The following is a 19,545-nucleotide window of genomic DNA, read 5'->3' as shown; positions in this document are numbered from 1 at the left end:
GGAGACGATATGCCCAAAAGACGCACACCGGGTTCCGTTATTGTTGATCTTCCGCCCAGTCAGGATGACGAACTGGAAGACGACATTGATGATGAAGAAGAGATAACTGAAACGAAAACTGACCCTGCTTTAGCGGAAGAACCTCTGTTTTCCTGGCTGTTGCGGCAGGCAGTGTTCAAAACATCACCTGACGACAGAGTTCTGCAAGATTACGTAACGCACGTTGCGCCACAGCTATCAGAATATCTAGCCTTGAAGACAGCGAAGGGAGGTGAGGAATTCATTACGGCGCGGCTGGCGGAGGGGAAAAGCGAAGAGGAAGTCTCGCGCTATCGACATGATCAGAGCCTGCGCGCCCACCTGGTCAACGGGTTGCTTCCCGCCGCCAATGTGGCCCGTTTGCTTAATGCATGGAATGCTCCCCGCTTTTTTGCCTGGGATGAACCAACTTATTACCTCTTCTGCGCGGGTTTCACCATGCACGACTGGGTCAAGTTGCCGGAGATGCAAACCGAATTGGCGGCGCGCGGTCTCAGCCATGATAGCGCCAATCCAGCTTTACATCTGCCGGCATTTGAGGACATTTTCCGTGAATGGGGCACTCGCCTGGGCCTTGATAAATTTCTGGAACCCATTGGTGGGTTGGAAACCTGGCTGCATGACATCATCTACCTGGCCGTGAATACACAACGCCGTTGGGGAACCATGTTAAACCTGAGCGCCTTGCCCAAAGTGCGATTAAACGGCCGTTCCCGTGAACTTGCCGCCGACCTCTGTACGTTGGCTGATTACCTGGCCTACATTGCCAAAACCCCCATTGCCCTGGCAACACACAACTCAATTATAGACCGGATTCACAACCTCAGCGGCGGTGACGCCCGCCTGCTCTATCACCACACCAGCGAAAACCGGGGCGTACTCACTAACTTCATCCACAATGCGGCCATGTCCGCGCTGCAAACAGAACATTGCGTGCCGCTGCTTTACGCACCAAGCGGTGCCGTGTATCTGGCAAAACACCCCATTCCCCCCTTTCCTGAGGCAAGCGACGTAGCCGAAGCAACGATTCAACGCATCCGAGATGCTTGCGGTAAGCGATTGAAAACACAATTTGTTGGCTTTTCACGAGCAGGCAAAGGATTAAAAGCCGCACCCTATTATGATTTGCACCTGTCCATTCCCGACCAGATTCGCCTGACCGCCAGAGCCGTCTTTAAGCAAATTCCGGAAACAAAGAAAGCCGTATTTAGTCAGCGGTTGGAAAAGATTACCAGCAAAGGTTGGCTTGACGTCCCCCTCAATTTGGATGAATTGGACGGCAATGACCCCCGTGTGGATCAACTGGCTGAGTTTGCCGCTTTTGTCACCAATCTTGCGCAAACAGCTGTTTCGGACCTGAATGCTGCCGATATCCTGCTTAGAGCTTTAGACATCGCTGCTATCCAGCCGACCTTTGTTGCTCTGCAAAACGCTCCCAATACTGGCGGCACGCCCTACCATTGGTATTACGCAGCTGCCTATTACACGCAACATAAAGGACGGGGCCGCGACCCACGGCAATGGCGAACCTTGTTGGAGAAGTTGGCCGAATCGTTAGCCGGGGGAGTTGAACAAGCTCAGAACGAACAACAAAACGGTTCGCAACCGGATGGGTGGGATGATTTGCGCGACTACATCGCTCAAACCCTCACTTTTGGTCCGGCGGATACCGCGCAAACCAATATCAATCAACTTGTCGAGGCCGAACTACTGCGCTACCAGAGCGCGAAACGTAAAGGGCGCAAGGCAACAACCGTTTGCTCGCTATGTTCTTCCGCTTTCACGATTAACCCGCAGCGCGAACCCGGTATTTTGTTTGCTCCGCAGGTTTATACAAACAAACAGCCCTTGCATAGCACAAAAGCCATTCGCAACATCTGTCAATTGTGCGAAATGGAAATGATGCTGCGGCAAATTCTGATGAATCGTGGCGGTTCCATTGGCGGTCGTTTTGAGGGGCGCAAATTCCGCTATCTGTACTTCTATCCAGCCTATTTCTTTACACCAGAAACGGCTGTGCAAGTCAATTACCTTTATCACACCCTCAAAAATCTCAGTTTTTCGTCTATTCGCAAAGCATTGCTGACGGAAGATAGGGATGGAATAAAGTTGGATGTTGCTACGCTGCAAAGATTGCAGGAATTCATGCTAACACCTGAACCGCCGCAAGAGGACCGCCTGTTCCGGCTACACTTTCCCGAGAATGACCCCATCTCCCTCTTCTTCCTCGGTATCCCCCCTGGTCGTAATGCCAAAGATGCTGAAGCGTGGATCAATCCTGCTTTTCTGGCGCTGATTTTGCCTTTGGTTCTGGATGTGAAAGTGGTAACGACCGAATCACCCATTCCCTTGCTGCATGAAGCGGATGAACTAGACGAGACTGTTTTTTTTGACGCGCCCCACCATTATGTGAATGATGTGGTGGGATATGGTCGCTTACCTTTGGACCGTTTACTGCTGCGATTACGTGGTTTGATTGTCACCTACATGATTCATCTAGATGGCAATGCCCGGCTCAGTAAGGGTGAATATCGCTGGCACGCTATCCCACCGCTGGCCCGCAGCCTCTCCAGTAACAGCCTGTGGGCCGCAGCCTATCTGAAAAAGTGGCAGCGTACTGAGGGAAAGGAGTCCATTCCCTATGGCCATGCGCGTTTGTATCAACAATACATCGAAGTTCTCGATGAATTATTTCCCCATCAAGGAGGTGTTCGTATGTCCCATGCTCGTCACCTGACGGAGCTATACCGGCAGTTTTATCGGCACAAACGGCGCAATTCCAATAGCTATTTGCGTCCCATTACCGTAGCGTCCAGGGCTATCTTGGATGCTGATCCCAGGCTGTTTGGGGACCAAGAAAGCCTTACTGAGGTCGTTTATGGCGAAGTGCGCGGTTTTATGGATCGGGTTATTAGCGGTAGTGCTGATGGGCATTTGTCCCGACGAATCGGGGACGAAACCCCGGCCGAAGCAATGAACCGCCGTTTTGCCGCCATGCAAGCTTTTGCTGACTACTTCGTCGGCACGATCTATTTTGACGTTTTGGGCGCTGACATGGCCGCCTTGCGAGGCAAGCAGTTAAATCTACTCAAAAACACTTGCGAGATCATCTATCTGGATGCGGAAGCCGCGTATTGGCAAGAACGGAACGCCCAGCCAGAAGATGACAACGATAATAACGAATCATAAACGGAGGATAACATGACCCTGAATACCGATTGGTTCCCCAAAGCTGTCCCTAGTAAGCCATCTGGCCATTATGCACACATCATTGTGCTGCGTGAAACGACGTCCTACGCCATTTTCCAAACGGATGGCGAACTGAATACGGCTCGCGTCAGCAGCGGGCTGGTTGACCCCAAACCGATGACCCGTCTCACCATTTTCAAGCGGAAGCAAACAACCCCGGAACGCTTGACCGGTCGAGAACTACTACGCCGTTACGAGTTTCTCAGCAGCGAACCATATGACGAGAAGAAAAAAGCGGGCATGGATGGAAACGGACGTCTCATTTGTGATTACAACGTCCAATTCTGTAATCAGTGCCCCGACTGTATTACTTACGGCTTTGCCATTGGCGATTCCGGCTCGGAAAAGTCCAAAGTTATTACCGACACGGCCTATAGCCTGACTGATTACGCTTCATCCCATGAATCTTTCACCCTTAACGCGCCGTATGAAGGCGGCACGATGAGCCGGGCGGGACAGGTTACTAGCCGCATTAACGAAGCAGATCACGTAAAACCACAGGTCTTGTTTCCTACGGTTATCACCATTCGTGATGCTACGGTCGCTCTTTTTGAGTACGTCGTTAACAACGTCATTCGCACCAAACATTATGGCGCGCAAACCACGCGCACCGGTGGGATTGCCAACCATATCCTGGCAATAGCCCTGACCGACGGCGAGATCTTCTCCAATCTCAAGTTCTGCCAGAAGCTCCATGACCAGATGGTTGATGCGATTCAGCCGCCCGCCCCGGTGAATGTGTCCCTTGCCAGAGAAAAAGCAGTATCGTTGATTCCCACGCTGTTGCAAGAAGATGGCGTAACCCTTGATCAACTTCTGACTGGAGAAGCTCTGACAAATTGGTTGGCGACGTTTACCGGGCGGCTGTCCGATGCTAATTCCATGCGACAATTGTTGCAAACAGCTTTTGCGGACAGTTCCCGGTATTACGAGACGTATATCAAATCATCGCGGAAATGACAGGAGGTTGCGGATGCACGTTTACCTGGGAACGCTGACCTTGCATGAGAATTTATTCTATGCGACCCGGGAAATCGGCCGTCTGTATGAAACAGGGCGCTATTTGCATAACTATGCGCTTACCTATGCCTTAGAACTGGCGGTAGCGCCCTATTTTCACAGAGAGCAAGTGCCACGCTATGCCGAGCAATTAACGCCTTTGAATGCGCGTGGCATTTACGTTACTCCAGCACGGGGTATAGCCGTTTCCTATGTCTTAAACACCTTCAAATACGCCAATAACCTTTATCATGTGGAGATGGAAAAAGGCAGATTGAATACGCCATCATTTGGCCGCGCCAAAGAACTTGCTGTCGAGAGTCGGTTTCTGTTTGCCGTGCTTTCAGCCCGGGAAGAGTTGACTTTGCCGAATTGGATTCGCCTGGGATTGTGGCGTAGTAAGGCTCGGATTGAGTGGGAAGTCGCAGAAGCAAGTCAAAGGGAGGAGGAATCATTAGAAGCCAGCCTGCCAATGAATCCACTGGATTTACCAATTGAGCGGCTAACTACGTTCGATCTGATATCAATGCCACCAGGTAGCCTACTAGATCATGTACGACTTACAAGCAAATGGTGGTTTGCTGAGACAGAAAGGGGCAAATACGTTTTTCCCGTGGGTCTATCTTATGTATTCCCAGAGAGTATGCGCTCGTGATAGGTTTGTATGCGCTTTGTATTCTCCAAGAATCGGACAGGTAACGCGGTGCGCCTATTCGAGGAACGTCTCCAGCAGCAAAAAAGCCATGTCTCCCGTTTTCCCTTCCCACCGCTTGTCATTGCTCACCACCACGTCCGCGCCGGCAAGATGGCCTGTCGCCAACACAATCGCGTCTGGCAGCCGCAGCCCGGTTTGCGCCCGTACTCGCGCCGCTTGCCGGGCAGTGGCGGCGTCGCAAGGCGCGATAGTAAGGTTCGGAAAATGTGCCAGATACAGTTCGTAGTCGCGCAGCGCTCGTTCGTCCCCTGCTCTGGCCGGAGCCGTCAACAGTTCCGCCAACGTGATGCTGCTGATGATGCCGGCATTCCCCCCCTCCTCCACCCCACGCAACACCACGGCCGCCAGATCAGCATAGCGCGGATGAGCATCCAACAGATAAATCCACACCATGGTGTCCAGCAACACCAGGCGGCGTCCCCGAATCGCCTCCTGCAATTCCGCTACTCCCATGCCGCCCGTTCCTCTTCCAACCATGCCGCCGCATCATCCGCCCAAACCTGCCGATGCAGACCGCGCAACATCTCCGTAAAACTTCGTGGCCGTGGCCGCAGATAGACCTGCTCGCCATCAATCAGAAACAAAACCGTGTCTTCCGGTTGGATATGCAACAACTCTCGCACCTCTTTGGGAATAACCACCTGATACCGGGTACTTACTTTTGCCGCAACAACCGTCATCATGCACCTCTCGTAATTGGTTCATTCTCCAAGAATGAACCAATCTAAATAAACACTTCCGTCAATACAAAGCATTTTACCGAATTGTCTTGTAAAAATCTAATTCATCACACAAACTCACCAGATGTATGTCAAATTCACCACGAGGCACTTTCCTAATATGGACTAGCCACAACCAAAAAGGTTCTGCCCCACTTTGATGATTTTCTTACCTTCTGTACAAGAACTTCACTGATAAGGTACTAATCATGCATTCACCATCTTCCATTGCCGCGCCTGACCTTTATGCGTTAGTGATTCGCTTGAGTGCCGGCATTTCCACCACCCTCCGCGCCACACAAGGCCACCTCGCCCACGGCGCCTTCCTCAATATCCTCCGCCACGCCGACCCTGACCTCGCCCACGACCTCCACGCCGACGCCAAACGCAAACCCTTCACCATCTCCCCCCTACAAGGCTTTGGCCATGGCCGAAATGGACAACTGCGCTTCAAAGCAGGCCAGGAAGGATGGCTGCGCATCACCCTGCTCGACGCCCACCTGTTCCACACCTTCATCCAAAACTTCCTCCAACCTGCGCAGCCGGCCACCATCAACCTGCGGCAAATCCCCTTCCACATCAACGAAATCCTCAGCAGCCCAGGCAGTCATCCCCAGGCCGGCTACAACAGCTTCGAACACCTCTTCTCCCACTGGTCCGAGAAACCCCTCACGCCCGCCGACCGCTTCATCACCCTGGACTTCTGCTCCCCCACCGCCTTTAGCCGTCGCGGGCGCGCCTTTCGCGCCATGCACGTCCTACCAGACCCCTACTTCGTCTTCGGCGAACTGGCCCGCTACTGGGACCACTACACCGAAAATGACACCATGGAAGCCGCCCGCGCCTTTGCCAATGAATGCGTCGTCGTCGCCCGACACGAAATCGCCACCCATATGTATGATTTTGGACGCGATAGGAAGCAGGTCGGTTTTGCCGGCACAGTCACCTTCGAGATCAAAGAAAAAAACGAACCCGCCTTCATCCGCCACCTCAACCGCCTTGCTGACCTCGCCTTCTACACCGGCATCGGCTACAAAACAACAATGGGCATGGGGCAGGTGGTAAGGAGGTATGAGGTATGAGGTATGAAGTGCGAGGTATGAGGTATGAGGTATGAGTGAGCCAAGAACTTCGTTGACGGAGGCGTTGCGAGAGCGGACGAAGCAGTACGCGCTGAGGATTATACGGCTTTATGGTAGTCTGCCTGCGACAACTGAAGCCGACGTCATTGGCCGTCAGTTATTGCGTTCCGGCACATCTATTGGCGCAAATTACCGCGAAGCCTATCGCGCCCGCTCCGCCGGCGAATACGTCGCCAAACTGGGAATTTGTCTTCAAGAACTCGATGAAAGTGGCTACTGGCTGGAATTGCTGGCGGATGCCGGCATCTTCTCCCCAGACAAACTAGCCCCTCTCCAAGATGAAACCAACCAACTCATCGCCCTCCTCACCACCATCGTCAAAAAAAGGAAAAAGGAAAGGTATGAAGTATGAGGTATGAAGTATGAACACCCTCATACCTCCTACCTCCTACCTCCTACCTCCTACCTCATACCTCATACCTCCTACCTCATACATCATGCTCCCCCTCTCTTACCTCAACCAACTCACCTATTGCCCTCGTCGCTTCTGGTACATGTACGTCCAGGGCGAAATCGCCATCAACGCCCCCATGCTCGAAGGCATATACCAGCACCAAACCCGCGCCGACCAGCCCGGTCAGGAAACCGACGACCAGGGTCGCGCCATCCACCGCCGTGTTTGGGTCTGGTCCGAGCGATTAGAAATTGCCGGCATCGCCGACTTCATCGAACACACCCCCCACACCAACCAACCCATCCCCGTCGAATACAAACACGGCCAAAAAGGACAATGGGACAACGACCAAATCCAACTCTGCGCCCAGGCCCTCTGCCTCGAAGAAATGCTCAACACCACCATCCCCCACGGCGAAATCTTCTACTACCGCTCCCGCCGCCGCATCACCGTTCCCTTCACCCCCACCCTCCGCCAACAAACCGAAACCGCCATCCAACAAGCCCGCGCCCTCCTCCAAACCAACCAAACACCCCTCCCCACCTCCGATCCCCGCAAATGCAAACACTGCTCCCTCCAACCCATCTGCCTCCCCCACGAAGTCCAACAACTAAACAAAGTATGAAGTATGAGGTATGGGGTATGAATCCCTCATACCTCATACCTCATACCTCACACCTCATACCTCACACCTCATACCTCACACCTCATACCTCATACCTTCCATTATGAACCTCCAAAACCTTCCCACCGCCCTCATCCCCATCTACCACTGGCGTGGCGCACGCCCCCGCCTCCTCGACCTGCAAACCGACCAGCAAGGCTGCCTCATCAGCCTCCTCCTCACCCGCCAGGGCGACTGCTGTCTCCTTCCCATCGCCTGGGTCTACGACCAACCCCGCGACGGCGACCCCGACCCCCTGCGCCCCACCATCCCCCAGGAACACCAGGCCCTCGACCAACCCACCCTCGACCTCATCCTCAACCAACTCACCCACGAAGGCTGGGAAATCAGCGGACGCCTCGACATGAACTTCACCGGCATCCACACTACCCCCCACTTCTGGCAAAACCTCCACCCCTTCCTCTCCCCTACTCCTTGACTCATACCCCATACCTCACTCATACCTCATACCTCCTACCTCCTACCTCCTACCTTGATAACCATGGAACTACAAATGGCAACCCTCTACCTCACCCAACCCCAAAGCCTCGTCAAAAAAGAAGGCGATACCCTCATCGTCCACCTGCCCGCCACCGATGACAAACCCAAAAGCAAAATTCGCGTTCCCTTGCGCAAAGTCGAACGCGTCGTCGTCCAGGGCAACACCACCCTCACCAGCCCCGCCATCGCCGCCCTCATGGAACAACACGCCGAAATCACCTTCCTCAACCAATATGGCCGCTTCCAGGGACACCTCACCCCCGCCTTCAGCAAAAACGGCCAACTCCGCCTCGCCCAAAGCCACGCCCACACCGACCCCCACCGCAGTCATCACTTCGTCCAGGCCTTCATCCACGGCAAAATCCACAACATGCGCACCATGCTCCTCCGCGCCAACCGCAAACGCCAACACCCCGACCTCGCCCAGGCCGCTGCCGGCATGAAACAAATCATGCAAACCGTCACCCAACTCCCCCCCGACCCCCACATGCCCGATCCCGCCCAACCCCAGGCCAACTCCGCCTACGGTCAACTACAAGGCTACGAAGGCCAGGCCACCGCCCTCTACTTCAACAGCTTCGCCCACCTCCTCAACACCCCCGAACTCTTCCGCGGACGCACCCGCCGCCCCCCCCGCGACCCCGTCAACGCCCTCCTCAGCTATGGCTACACCATCCTCCTCCACCAGGTCACATCCGCCATCTGCACCGTCGGCCTCGACCCCTACATCGGCTACCTCCACAGCAGCCAATACGGCAAACCCGCCCTCGCCCTCGACCTCATGGAAGAGTTCCGCCCCCTCATCGTCGATTCCGTCGTCCTCACCCTCTTCAACACCAAAGCCATCCAGCCCAAAGACTTCATCGAAGAGTTTGGCGCCTACCGCCTCCGCGACCACGGACGCCGCACCTTCCTCACCCGCCTCGAAGCCCGCTTCGACGAAACCATCACCCATCCCACCTTCAACTACAAAACCACCTACCGCCGCGGCCTCGAACTCCAAGCCCGCCTCCTCGCCAAAACCCTCCAACAAGAAATTCCCGCCTACCCCCCCTTCACCGTCAGATAAAGTATGAGGTATGAAGTATGAGGTATGAAGTGTGAGGTATGAAGACGAAGTTCCTGCTGCATACCTGGTCCTCCCCATCCGTCTCCTGCATGGCATGCGATCAGAACCTGGCGACGCTGACAGACACATTTGGCACGGACCGCCCCCCGCATCCGTCTCCCGCGTGGCACGCGATCAGAACCGCCCACTGCAGACAATGCTACAGAGAGCTATCTAACCCCGCATCCGTCTCCCGCGTGGCACGCGATCAGAACTCCGCTAACCCCTCGCACGAACAGCCTACTCAACAAAGCATATGCCACAAAAATAACCATTGACGCCAGAACTCCGATAACGCCTCGCCCCAGCAGCCTCCCCGATCCCCCCTCCCCCCTCCCCCCTCCCCCCTCCCCCCTCACCCTCATACCTCACACCTCACACCTCACACCTCACACCTCACACCTCATACCTCACACCTCATACCTCATACCTCATACCTCATACCTCATACCTCACAACACCTCCCATGTACCTGATCGCTTACGACATCCCCAACGACCGCCGCCGTACCAAAGTCCACAAAATCCTTTGTGGCTACGGCCAATGGACCCAATTCAGCATGTTCGAATGCTTCCTCAACGACAAAGAACTCATCACCCTGCGTCACCAACTTGACCAAATCCTCAAACCAGACCAAGACAACGTCCGCATCTACCACATATGCCAAACCTGCCAGGCCAAAACAACAACCATTGGCAGTCCCCCCCCCGCCGAAAATAAGGTATACTTGTTCTGAAGGGAAAACATCGTCCAAATCACCCACCACATACCGCCTACCCGTTCACGAAACAACACCCTCATACATCCCTCCCTTCACCCGCGAGCGCCTCAGCGCCGCCCCTAACAACCGGACCCGCTCGCGGCCCAGCCCCTTCCATAAATAGAAAGGGCGGAACCTTAACAACCAAATACCCCGGACTAACAAAACAACCACACATCCCCCCCCGCTCGCGCCTGCCTACCCGGTGGGACAAACCCATCAAAAACTTGCCCCAAAATGCCATTCCCTGTAACATACTTTGCAATTCCTTGCCAATCAGACACACTCAGTGGGACACATCTTGTATATCGAGTGGGGGGCATGAAATCCCAGAATCGCCCCCGCGATTGAAACCACCGCACTAAACATATCATCGCCAATTACCCCATTTGCATGAATCCCCAGAATCGCCCCCCGCGATTGAAACTGCACTTTCATCGCCATCTCCTATCCCCCTTCCGCCGCATGAATCCCCCAGAATCGCCCCCGCGATTGAAACGGTGTTCTGGGCCACCCACCGGCAATAGCCGGGGTCGGCATGAATCCCCAGAATCGCCCCCGCGATTGAAACCTCATTGGTGAGATTGTCGCCATTACAGAGGGCGGGCATGAATCCCCAGAATCGCCCCCGCGATTGAAACAAAAAGTTGGCGGCGGCGGGCGATCTGATTCTGATTGCATGAATCCCCAGAATCGCCCCCGCGATTGAAACCAGGAACTAGACCCGTAAGGGGCATCATGGCAGGCATGAATCCCCCAGAATCGCCCCCGCGATTGAAACCCGCCGCTGTTGGTCGTGCCGATGAGCCTAATTTGGCATGAATCCCCAGAATCGCCCCCCGCGATTGAAACGCCAGTTTCTCATGATTTTCTCCTTGCCCTTTCGGGGCATGAATCCCCAGAATCGCCCCCGCGATTGAAACGGGCGCATCGACGAAAGCATACAGACGTACAGCGTCGGCATGAATCCCCAGAATCGCCCCCGCGATTGAAACCACCCTAAGCGGTCTGGCGATGGAAGGGCCGCTGCTCGCATGAATCCCCAGAATCGCCCCCGCGCGATTGAAACATTTTCCCCGTTGTAATTTTCAGATATGCGCCCACAGCATGAATCCCCAGAATCGCCCCCGCGATTGAAACCGTATCTCTTACCAGCGTCAAACGCCGGTTCGCCTGCGCATGAATCCCCAGAATCGCCCCCGCGATTGAAACTTCCCAAACAGGCTCATAGTACTGTGAATCATGACTGGCATGAATCCCCCAGAATCGCCCCCGCGATTGAAACTTGTGACGTGTTATCACGTCACGATTAAAGGTATGCATGAATCCCCCAGAATCGCCCCCGCGATTGAAACCAGCAGCGAATCTGTGATGGTCAGTAGTTCTGAGCATGAATCCCCAGAATCGCCCCCGCGATTGAAACTCTCCAACTCTTGATGTATTTCAGGAAACGGATGACGCATGAATCCCCAGAATCGCCCCCCGCGATTGAAACACGTTGCCGTCGTGCTATATGACAGTACGGGCGGCGCGCATGAATCCCCAGAATCGCCCCCGCGATTGAAACTCTAAAACGACCATGGCGTCATGGAATCACCCGCGACGCATGAATCCCCAGAATCGCCCCCGCGATTGAAACAGCCGCCAGGTGCTGCCCAAAGGGAGCGAGATCGGCGCATGAATCCCCAGAATCGCCCCCGCGATTGAAACCCGCGTTTCTGATGGAACAAGCAGGCGGAAGCCTGCGCATGAATCCCCAGAATCGCCCCCGCGATTGAAACTACTTCGTCTACTACGAAAAGACCATGCAAGAGACGCATGAATCCCCCAGAATCGCCCCCGCGATTGAAACTTATTTGTCGTCAACGATTTCACCTCGCCCGTATCTGGCATGAATCCCCAGAATCGCCCCCCGCGATTGAAACCATCATGAGATTGCCGTAACAAGGCCCTTGACGACGCATGAATCCCCAGAATCGCCCCCGCGATTGAAACATTCGCTTTAACAAAGGAGACGCCAGCACGCCCATCAGCATGAATCCCCAGAATCGCCCCCGCGATTGAAACATCCAGGTCTCATCATTGGCAGGTTGCCAAGAAAGGTGCATGAATCCCCAGAATCGCCCCCCGCGATTGAAACCATTATTTGCACATAGCTGGGCTTTCTGAGTAGAGCATGAATCCCCAGAATCGCCCCCGCGATTGAAACAAACGCCTGTTTAAACACGCCGCCCATCACGGCGAGCATGAATCCCAGAATCGCCCCCGCGATTGAAACTGTATTGACAACCGTTGCCATGTTGTTGACAATGGCATGAATCCCCAGAGAATCGCCCCCCGCGATTGAAACATTCATATCTCCTCATTCACGCCGTCAATCGGCGGGCATGAATCCCAGAATCGCCCCCGCGATTGAAACAAGCCATCCGCACCATCCTCGCCACCTTTTCGGGCGGGCATGAATCCCCAGAATCGCCCCCGCGATTGAAACGTAAAATGTAAGTGTGGTCTCCAATCCCTTAATGTTGCATGAATCCCCAGAATCGCCCCCGCGATTGAAACACGGGAGCAGCCACGCTCGCGGGGGCCGTCACGCACGCATGAATCCCCAGAATCGCCCCCGCGATTGAAACCATACCATGACGCCGCCTGTTCGTCATCAATGGTGGCATGAATCCCCCAGAATCGCCCCCGCGATTGAAACCATAATCCCATCTCCTTGCGCGTGTAAGATGCGCGCATGAATCCCCAGAATCGCCCCCCGCGATTGAAACCGGCCGTGAAGGGTGACGGTATAGCTTACCGCGCCGGAATGCATGAATCCCCAGAATCGCCCCCGCGATTGAAACTTGCCAATCCCAATATCGCCCAACACTCCGCGCATGGCATGAATCCCCAGAATCGCCCCCGCGATTGAAACTGCAAGTACGCGCCATCCACGCGCCAAGCCAGGCGGCATGAATCCCAGAATCGCCCCCGCGATTGAAACCTCTCCTCATCCCCCTTCCGCCACCTGCTGGGGGCATGAATCCCCAGAATCGCCCCCCGCGATTGAAACTGGAAACGAAGTCTCAGACAGCGTAGACATAGGGGCATGAATCCCCAGAATCGCCCCCGCGATTGAAACGATGCATCCGATAGCCGCCACGAGCAAATCGGAAAGCATGAATCCCCAGAATCGCCCCCGCGATTGAAACTCGCCGATTGCCTGAAAACAACTGTCCGTGTTACGTGCATGAATCCCCAGAATCGCCCCCGCGATTGAAACAAGAACTGCCCCTGTCGGAATTGGGGTAGGCAAACGGCATGAATCCCCCAGAATCGCCCCCGCGATTGAAACTATCATAGCAACCTCCCCACCGTCTGGGCGACGGCCTTACTTGGGCATGAATCCCCAGAATCGCCCCCGCGATTGAAACCCAACTGCAAATTTTTCCAACAACTTCGCTGCTTGGGACGCATGAATCCCCAGAATCGCCCCCCGCGATTGAAACCTGGTACGCACATCAGGGCAAGGTCCGCATTTTCAAGCATGAATCCCCAGAATCGCCCCCGCGATTGAAACTTTGCACGCTTGCACGATGTCGGCGGGGGCGGAAGTGGCATGAATCCCCAGAATCGCCCCCGCGATTGAAACTATCGCGATACGGAAGCCAGCGCCATCAGCTACAAGCATGAATCCCCAGAATCGCCCCCGCGATTGAAACACGACCGCATTCCACCCCACCTGCCAGGCCTGCCCGGCATGAATCCCCAGAATCGCCCCCCGCGATTGAAACTCTACTGCGCCCAGATGTGCCGGCAGCTATCCGGGCATGAATCCCCAGAATCGCCCCCGCGATTGAAACGCGAGCTTCTTCTATCCCTGCAATCAGCAGGAGAAAGCATGAATCCCCAGAATCGCCCCGCGATTGAAACTATACCAATAAACTTGACTATTTAACATTATTCAGCATGAATCCCCCAGAATCGCCCCCCGCGATTGAAACAATACATAGCCGAAACGCCCCGTCAGACAGCCGCCCGCATGAATCCCCAGAATCGCCCCCGCGATTGAAACTGGCACAATTGCGGCAAGGTAAAATTGTGGCACAGGCATGAATCCCCAGAATCGCCCCCGCGATTGAAACTTTGAGTCAGTTTTTTCGGCGTGTTTTCGTTTGTTGCATGAATCCCCCAGAATCGCCCCCGCGATTGAAACACTTTTGGCGTAACTCAGACAGTGGCCGCGTGATGCATGAATCCCCAGAATCGCCCCCGCGATTGAAACCTGCTGCTTCCCTGCCGCTAGTTGCCTTTGCTCTTATGCATGAATCCCCAGAATCGCCCCCGCGATTGAAACGGCGTTGTCCATTGCCGTACTGCGTGACGCGAAAGCATGAATCCCCAGAATCGCCCCCGCGATTGAAACCTGTCCGCGCCGTCATCAGCGCGGGAGCGGTACATGTGGCATGAATCCCCAGAATCGCCCCCGCGATTGAAACTACGCGACTGTTGCCGGCAACTTCTCGTTTGTGGTGGCATGAATCCCCAGAATCGCCCCCGCGATTGAAACTTGAGATTTAGCAATCCGCTGGTTGTCACTTGTACTGCATGAATCCCCAGAATCGCCCCCGCGATTGAAACATACAGGCCCGTCCGGTTGTACTGAATAAATCCAGCGCATGAATCCCCAGAATCGCCCCCGCGATTGAAACACCGCTGGTTGCTATAGGGCAGGGTGTTTTCCCCGGCATGAATCCCCAGAATCGCCCCCGCGATTGAAACTGCAGGGTCCGACCAGGGGTACAGGAGGGAAACGAGCATGAATCCCCAGAATCGCCCCGCGATTGAAACGGTACAACGGTACTTGTCACGCTTCAGGACGGCACGCATGAATCCCCAGAATCGCCCCCGCGATTGAAACAGCATTTTGCCATCTATCGCAGAGGGAATGGTCGCGCATGAATCCCCAGAATCGCCCCCGCGATTGAAACATTTACCATCAGATAGACGATACACCCGCCCGTTTTGCATGAATCCCCAGAATCGCCCCCGCGATTGAAACTGGGCAATCGGGCATAGAGCGGGAAGTCTTTGGCGGCATGAATCCCCAGAATCGCCCCCGCGATTGAAACTGGTTACGTGCGTCATCAGGCTACCGTTCCCCATGGCATGAATCCCCAGAATCGCCCCCGCGATTGAAACACGAGCCTTCCATGATGAAGGCATCTTCACGTGGGGCATGAATCCCCAGAATCGCCCCCGCGATTGAAACAGGGGAGATATTTATGACCCATTCTGGGAAGCGGGGCATGAATCCCCAGAATCGCCCCCGCGATTGAAACGTCAATCACGCCGCAGACCAGACGGGCGACACAACCGCATGAATCCCCAGAATCGCCCCCGCGATTGAAACATGAATCCAGAAAAGTACGGCGCGGTAGAAACCGCGCATGAATCCCCAGAATCGCCCCCCCGCGATTGAAACTAAGCAATAATCAATCGCCTTAAAATAGCGGTTCTGGCATGAATCCCCAGAATCGCCCCCCGCGATTGAAACCCTCAAGTACAGCGGTGTCAAACGCTTTGTTTGCGTCAGCATGAATCCCCAGAATCGCCCCCGCGATTGAAACACGCTGGATACGCTGGATAATTGCCGCGCCGTACGCATGAATCCCCAGAATCGCCCCCGCGATTGAAACCAGGGGCTGGCGGCGTACCAGTTTCACCCTGGAAGCATGAATCCCCAGAATCGCCCCCGCGATTGAAACTTGTCAATGTTTCATCTCCCCAATACGAAACTCTCCGGCATGAATCCCCAGAATCGCCCCCCGCGATTGAAACCGTAATTTACATTCAGATAATCAAACATTTCTGCGCATGAATCCCCAGAATCGCCCCCGCGATTGAAACGAATTCGGGGCGGGCTATGCGCAGCACTGCGGGCACGCATGAATCCCCAGAATCGCCCCCGCGATTGAAACAGGTGGGCGCCGCGTCAGTGCGAGAAGGCGAACATCGCATGAATCCCCAGAATCGCCCCCGCGATTGAAACACATGCGCGACCACTACTCATAACGCACTATACAGGCATGAATCCCCAGAATCGCCCCCGCGATTGAAACTCATTTTTGTCGCGTCTTAGGACGCGACGAAAGCATGAATCCCCAGAATCGCCCCCCCGCGATTGAAACCCATCCAATCATCTGTTGCCATAACAGATTGGTTAAGCATGAATCCCCAGAATCGCCCCCCGCGATTGAAACACCACGACTTGATTCAATTGCTAATTTAATTCCGTGGCATGAATCCCCAGAATCGCCCCCGCGATTGAAACCGTGTCATCCCCGGCGTAGACACCGACCAACGATGGCATGAATCCCCAGAATCGCCCCCCGCGATTGAAACATTGTCATTCGCCCCTCCTTTTGTTCTACGCTCGTCGCATGAATCCCCAGAATCGCCCCCGCGATTGAAACTTCATCTAGCGTCTTTATGCTGGTATGACTGCCGCCGGCATGAATCCCCAGAATCGCCCCCGCGATTGAAACAGCCAGCCAATAGCTGCTGCCGTCGTGGAATACGGCATGAATCCCCAGAATCGCCCCCGCGATTGAAACCACGTAGGCGGCGATAGCACCGAAATTGAGCACAAGCATGAATCCCCAGAATCGCCCCCCGCGATTGAAACGAGATTTTGGAATCAGGAAGTAAAGAGCTTGATGGAGCATGAATCCCCAGAATCGCCCCCGCGATTGAAACTTGAAAACGACAAATCCGCTGTCCGTGCAACGGAGCATGAATCCCAGAATCGCCCCCGCGATTGAAACTTCTGATAATCGTTCCACCAGGTACTTCTGGTAGGCATGAATCCCCAGAATCGCCCCCCCGCGATTGAAACAGGCAACAGGTCAATGAGTATCTTCTAGCGCGGTGCATGAATCCCCAGAATCGCCCCCGCGATTGAAACCGCAACGTATTGAAAGCATCCGCTGAAGACGCGGAGCATGAATCCCCAGAATCGCCCCCCGCGATTGAAACAAGCACAACCAGATGATTGCCGGCGATGTGGCCTATGCATGAATCCCCAGAATCGCCCCCGCGATTGAAACTGGAACCAGATGGACCCACTGCCGGCATTGCCCGTGGGCATGAATCCCCAGAATCGCCCCCGCGATTGAAACCCGCCCGCCGTGGCCGCGCCGCCCGTCTGCTGCGCGCATGAATCCCCAGAATCGCCCCCGCGATTGAAACGTGACAGTTCCAATGCCATTCTTTATGCCGAATCAGGCATGAATCCCCAGAATCGCCCCCCGCGATTGAAACGGCCCCTATATCTGGACACGAATGGAGGCATCTTCGCATGAATCCCCAGAATCGCCCCCCGCGATTGAAACCAGAACGTCGGCACAGCCCTGGTGCCGTGCGACGCCGCATGAATCCCCAGAATCGCCCCCGCGATTGAAACGTATCCCAGCAGCAAATCATAGCGGTCCATGCCGGCGCATGAATCCCCCAGAATCGCCCCCGCGATTGAAACTATTATAAAAGGGCCGGCAGTGGCGATGACGCGAATGCATGAATCCCCAGAATCGCCCCCGCGATTGAAACACAATCAATGTCGCCGGCGGGGGCCATCCCATTCCACGCATGAATCCCCCAGAATCGCCCCCGCGATTGAAACCGTCCCATCATTTGCCTTTTTGTCCGCGGCGGTGATGCATGAATCCCCAGAATCGCCCCCGCGATTGAAACCAGTGGTTCTAGCCCCAGGACGCCGCGCCACGCGCCGCATGAATCCCCAGAATCGCCCCCGCGATTGAAACCACGACCTGCCATTGTGTTGGCAAACTCTCGTATCCCGCATGAATCCCCAGAATCGCCCCCGCGATTGAAACAGAACCGCCGCCAACAGAATCCGGTCGCGTCCGCTGCATGAATCCCCAGAATCGCCCCCGCGATTGAAACCAAAATTTTGCTGGCGCTGGCCTGGCACGCGGATAGCATGAATCCCCAGAATCGCCCCCGCGATTGAAACTATCGGGATGTGCGTATAGGCAATGACATCACCAGGCATGAATCCCCAGAATCGCCCCCGCGATTGAAACTTTATCAACTCGTCAATGTAATGAGGCATGGGCATGCATGAATCCCCAGAATCGCCCCGCGATTGAAACCATCCGCGCTGCAAGCACTTCAGGTATGAAATTGCCGCATGAATCCCCCAGAATCGCCCCCCGCGATTGAAACCGGCGCAATGTGCCAGAGGATAGTACAGGCTCGTTCGCATGAATCCCCCAGAATCGCCCCCGCGATTGAAACTAGAATGTCTAAAACATCCACCTCCGCAAGGGAGGGCATGAATCCCCAGAATCGCCCCCCGCGATTGAAACGTCTACCTGAAGACCAATAGACTGCTTAATTTTCAAGCATGAATCCCCAGAATCGCCCCCCGCGATTGAAACCCCCCGAAACAAATCCAACGCGACTATTTTGAGAGCATGAATCCCCAGAATCGCCCCCGCGATTGAAACATGCTTGCTCTTTTCGGAGCGCGGGAGCCGTGGATGGCATGAATCCCCAGAATCGCCCCCGCGATTGAAACAGAGGCGAGCGGACCTTGGTCACAGGAATTGGTTCCGGCATGAATCCCCAGAATCGCCCCCGCGATTGAAACTGGCCAGGGAAACACGATTACCTCCCACCGAAAAAGCATGAATCCCCAGAATCCCCCGCGATTGAAACTGGCCCTTTTTCACCAAACAGATCACGATCATGCAGGGCATGAATCCCCAGAATCGCCCCCGCGATTGAAACCGCCCCCTTGCAATGAGGGGGATTCTTGATGGACGGCATGAATCTCCCAGAATCGCCCCCGCGATTGAAACTTTCCCATGCCGTCACCAGCAGCTATGACCGCCAACAGCATGAATCCCCAGAATCGCCCCCGCGATTGAAACTTGAATTTGTCAAATTTGCTGCTGCCTTGTTGGTTGTTGCATGAATCCCCAGAATCGCCCCCGCGATTGAAACTTGATAGAAGCTGATTCAGAAACTTTGTGGATAAAAGCATGAATCCCCAGAATCGCCCCCGCGATTGAAACGTTGGTGTCGAGTCTCGCCACCAGGAAATTAGAAGGGCATGAATCCCCAGAATCGCCCCCGCGATTGAAACGGGCCGCTATCAGTTTTCCTGAGTCGGTAATATGCATGAATCCCCCAGAATCGCCCCCGCGATTGAAACAGCAGGTCTGGCCGCATGTCGGGGTGTAC

At 54.9% G+C, this 19,545-nt stretch carries 11 protein-coding genes and 1 CRISPR repeat array (1 of these 12 only partly in view); of the genes, 9 read left to right on the top strand and 2 right to left on the bottom strand.

Translation table 11 applies throughout. From position 1 onward, the window contains the following. Positions 1-9 precede the first annotated feature (9 nt). From cas10d to cas5d, 3 genes are read left to right on the top strand one after another with little or no spacing between them, the layout of a single operon-like run. Positions 10-3,228, top strand: a complete 3,219-nt coding sequence (cas10d, locus tag H6650_15700; GenBank protein ID MCB8953451.1) for a type I-D CRISPR-associated protein Cas10d/Csc3 — start codon at positions 10-12, stop codon at positions 3,226-3,228. Between the two features lie 12 nt (positions 3,229-3,240). Next, positions 3,241-4,248, top strand: a complete 1,008-nt coding sequence (gene cas7d / locus H6650_15695; GenBank protein MCB8953450.1) for a type I-D CRISPR-associated protein Cas7/Csc2 — start codon at positions 3,241-3,243, stop codon at positions 4,246-4,248. 13 nt (positions 4,249-4,261) lie between these two features. Further along, positions 4,262-4,942, top strand: a complete 681-nt coding sequence (gene cas5d, locus H6650_15690; GenBank protein ID MCB8953449.1) for a type I-D CRISPR-associated protein Cas5/Csc1 — start codon at positions 4,262-4,264, stop codon at positions 4,940-4,942. A 54-nt stretch (positions 4,943-4,996) separates the two neighbouring features. Here the strand turns inward: cas5d and H6650_15685 are convergent, their stop codons facing one another. Then, on the bottom strand, positions 4,997-5,455 hold the full coding sequence (locus H6650_15685; GenBank protein ID MCB8953448.1) for a PIN domain-containing protein: 459 nt from the start codon (positions 5,453-5,455) through the stop codon (positions 4,997-4,999). Then, the gene (locus tag H6650_15680; protein ID MCB8953447.1) at positions 5,446-5,685 is read right to left on the bottom strand and encodes an AbrB/MazE/SpoVT family DNA-binding domain-containing protein; all 240 of its coding nucleotides are present in this window, start codon (positions 5,683-5,685) and stop codon (positions 5,446-5,448) included. The genes H6650_15685 and H6650_15680 overlap by 10 nt, the downstream gene beginning before the upstream one ends. 245 nt (positions 5,686-5,930) lie before the next feature. Here H6650_15680 and cas6 point away from each other — a divergent pair, with 245 nt between their 5' ends. From cas6 to cas2, 6 genes are all read left to right on the top strand, one after another. Further along, a complete protein-coding gene (gene cas6, locus H6650_15675; protein MCB8953446.1) occupies positions 5,931-6,803 on the top strand; it encodes a CRISPR-associated endoribonuclease Cas6 in 873 nt (290 codons plus the stop codon). A 31-nt stretch (positions 6,804-6,834) separates the two neighbouring features. After that, complete coding sequence (locus H6650_15670; GenBank protein MCB8953445.1) at positions 6,835-7,215, top strand: four helix bundle protein; 381 nt, start codon at positions 6,835-6,837, stop codon at positions 7,213-7,215. 85 nt (positions 7,216-7,300) lie between these two features. Then, on the top strand, positions 7,301-7,882 hold the full coding sequence (cas4, locus tag H6650_15665) for a CRISPR-associated protein Cas4 (GenBank protein ID MCB8953444.1): 582 nt from the start codon (positions 7,301-7,303) through the stop codon (positions 7,880-7,882). 103 nt (positions 7,883-7,985) lie between these two features. Next, complete coding sequence (locus H6650_15660; GenBank protein ID MCB8953443.1) at positions 7,986-8,360, top strand: hypothetical protein; 375 nt, start codon at positions 7,986-7,988, stop codon at positions 8,358-8,360. Positions 8,361-8,435: 75 nt separating this feature from the next. Further along, complete coding sequence (cas1d, locus tag H6650_15655) at positions 8,436-9,491, top strand: type I-D CRISPR-associated endonuclease Cas1 (GenBank protein ID MCB8953442.1); 1,056 nt, start codon at positions 8,436-8,438, stop codon at positions 9,489-9,491. A gap of 505 nt (positions 9,492-9,996) precedes the next feature. Continuing rightward, positions 9,997-10,266 (top strand): CRISPR-associated endonuclease Cas2, encoded by a 270-nt coding sequence (gene cas2, locus H6650_15650; protein MCB8953441.1) that lies wholly within the window; start codon positions 9,997-9,999, stop codon positions 10,264-10,266. 347 nt (positions 10,267-10,613) lie between these two features. Continuing rightward, positions 10,614-19,545: a CRISPR direct-repeat array (repeat unit 27 nt; unit sequence CCCCAGAATCGCCCCCGCGATTGAAAC) (it continues 5,085 nt past the right edge of the window).

The organism is Ardenticatenales bacterium, assembly GCA_020634515.1.
Lineage (GTDB): Bacteria > Chloroflexota > Anaerolineae > Promineifilales > Promineifilaceae > JAGVTM01.
The sequence above is the reverse complement of the archived record's forward strand: the minus strand, read 5'-3'. Positions and strand labels throughout refer to the sequence as shown.